This is a genomic window from Streptomyces sp. NPDC088553, from assembly GCF_044752965.1.
In the GTDB taxonomy this organism is placed as follows: Bacteria; Actinomycetota; Actinomycetes; order Streptomycetales; family Streptomycetaceae; genus Streptomyces.
In genome coordinates, this window is the sequence record NZ_JBIVMG010000020.1 from 1,755 (window position 1) to 3,860 (window position 2,106).

Genomic DNA, 2,106 nt, shown 5'->3' on the forward strand with positions numbered 1-2,106 from the left:
GTCGTGCTTGGCACGTTGTTGGGTATCTGAGGGTACGGCCGTAAGGTTTGTATCTTCGCGATGCCGGCCCCAGTGAACTCATCCGCTTGTCGGGTGGGGTGATGGGTGGCTGGTCGTTGCTTGAGAACTACACAGTGGACGCGAGCATCTGTGGCCAAGTTTTTAAGGGCGCACGGTGGATGCCTTGGCACCAGGAACCGATGAAGGACGTGGGAGGCCACGATAGTCCCCGGGGAGCCGTCAACCAGGCTTTGATCCGGGGGTTTCCGAATGGGGAAACCCGGCAGTCGTCATGGGCTGTCACCCATGCCTGAACACATAGGGCATGTGGAGGGAACGAGGGGAAGTGAAACATCTCAGTACCCTCAGGAAGAGAAAACAACCGTGATTCCGGGAGTAGTGGCGAGCGAAACCGGATGAGGCCAAACCGTATGCGTGTGATACCCGGCAGGGGTTGCGCATGCGGGGTTGTGGGATCTCTCTTTCACAGTCTGCCGGCTGTGAGACGAGTCAGAAACCGTTGATGTAGGCGAAGGACATGCGAAAGGTCCGGCGTAGAGGGTAAGACCCCCGTAGCTGAAACATTAACGGCTCGTTTGAGAGACACCCAAGTAGCACGGGGCCCGAGAAATCCCGTGTGAATCTGGCGGGACCACCCGCTAAGCCTAAATATTCCCTGGTGACCGATAGCGGATAGTACCGTGAGGGAATGGTGAAAAGTACCGCGGGAGCGGAGTGAAATAGTACCTGAAACCGTGTGCCTACAAGCCGTGGGAGCGTCGGATACAGCTTGCTGTATCTCGTGACTGCGTGCCTTTTGAAGAATGAGCCTGCGAGTTTGCGGTGCGTTGCGAGGTTAACCCGTGTGGGGAAGCCGTAGCGAAAGCGAGTCCGAATAGGGCGATTCAGTAGCGCGCTCAAGACCCGAAGCGGAGTGATCTAGCCATGGGCAGGTTGAAGCGGAGGTAAGACTTCGTGGAGGACCGAACCCACCAGGGTTGAAAACCTGGGGGATGACCTGTGGTTAGGGGTGAAAGGCCAATCAAACTCCGTGATAGCTGGTTCTCCCCGAAATGCATTTAGGTGCAGCGTCGTGTGTTTCTTGCCGGAGGTAGAGCACTGGATAGGCGATGGGCCCTACCGGGTTACTGACCTTAGCCAAACTCCGAATGCCGGTAAGTGAGAGCACGGCAGTGAGACTGTGGGGGATAAGCTCCATGGTCGAGAGGGAAACAGCCCAGAGCATCGACTAAGGCCCCTAAGCGTACGCTAAGTGGGAAAGGATGTGGAGTCGCAGAGACAACCAGGAGGTTGGCTTAGAAGCAGCCACCCTTGAAAGAGTGCGTAATAGCTCACTGGTCAAGTGATTCCGCGCCGACAATGTAGCGGGGCTCAAGCGTACCGCCGAAGTCGTGTCATTGCAGCAATAGGGCCAACGCCCGCTGTGATGGGTAGGGGAGCGTCGTGTGCCGGGTGAAGCAGCCGCGGAAGCGAGTTGTGGACGGTTCACGAGTGAGAATGCAGGCATGAGTAGCGATACACACGTGAGAAACGTGTGCGCCGATTGACTAAGGGTTCCTGGGTCAAGCTGATCTGCCCAGGGTAAGTCGGGACCTAAGGCGAGGCCGACAGGCGTAGTCGATGGACAACCGGTTGATATTCCGGTACCCGCTTTGAAACGCCCAATATCGAGCCCATTAATGCTAAGGCCGTGAAGCCGTTCCGGACCCTTCGGGGAAAGGAAAGTGGTGGAGCCGCTGACCCAAGGTGGTAGTAGGTAAGCGATGGGGTGACGCAGGAAGGTAGTCCAGCCCGGGCGGTGGTAGTCCCGGGGTAAGGGTGTAGGGCGTTGTCCAGGTAAATCCGGACAGCACATAGCCTGAGACCTGATGCCGAGCCGATTGTGGTGAAGTGGATGATCCTATGCTGTCGAGAAAAGCCTCTAGCGAGTTTCATGGCGGCCCGTACCCTAAACCGACTCAGGTGGTCAGGTAGAGAATACCGAGGCGTTCGGGTGAACTATGGTTAAGGAACTCGGCAAAATGCCCCCGTAACTTCGGGAGAAGGGGGGCCACGCTTGGTGATCGGATTTACTCCGTGAGCTGG

General features: G+C 57.2%; 1 rRNA gene (cut by a window edge). It reads left to right on the top strand.

Annotated elements, in window-relative coordinates:
- Positions 1-152: 152 nt before the first annotated feature.
- Positions 153-2,106, top strand: a 23S ribosomal RNA gene (locus ACIP8Z_RS37570) (it continues 1,264 nt past the right edge of the window).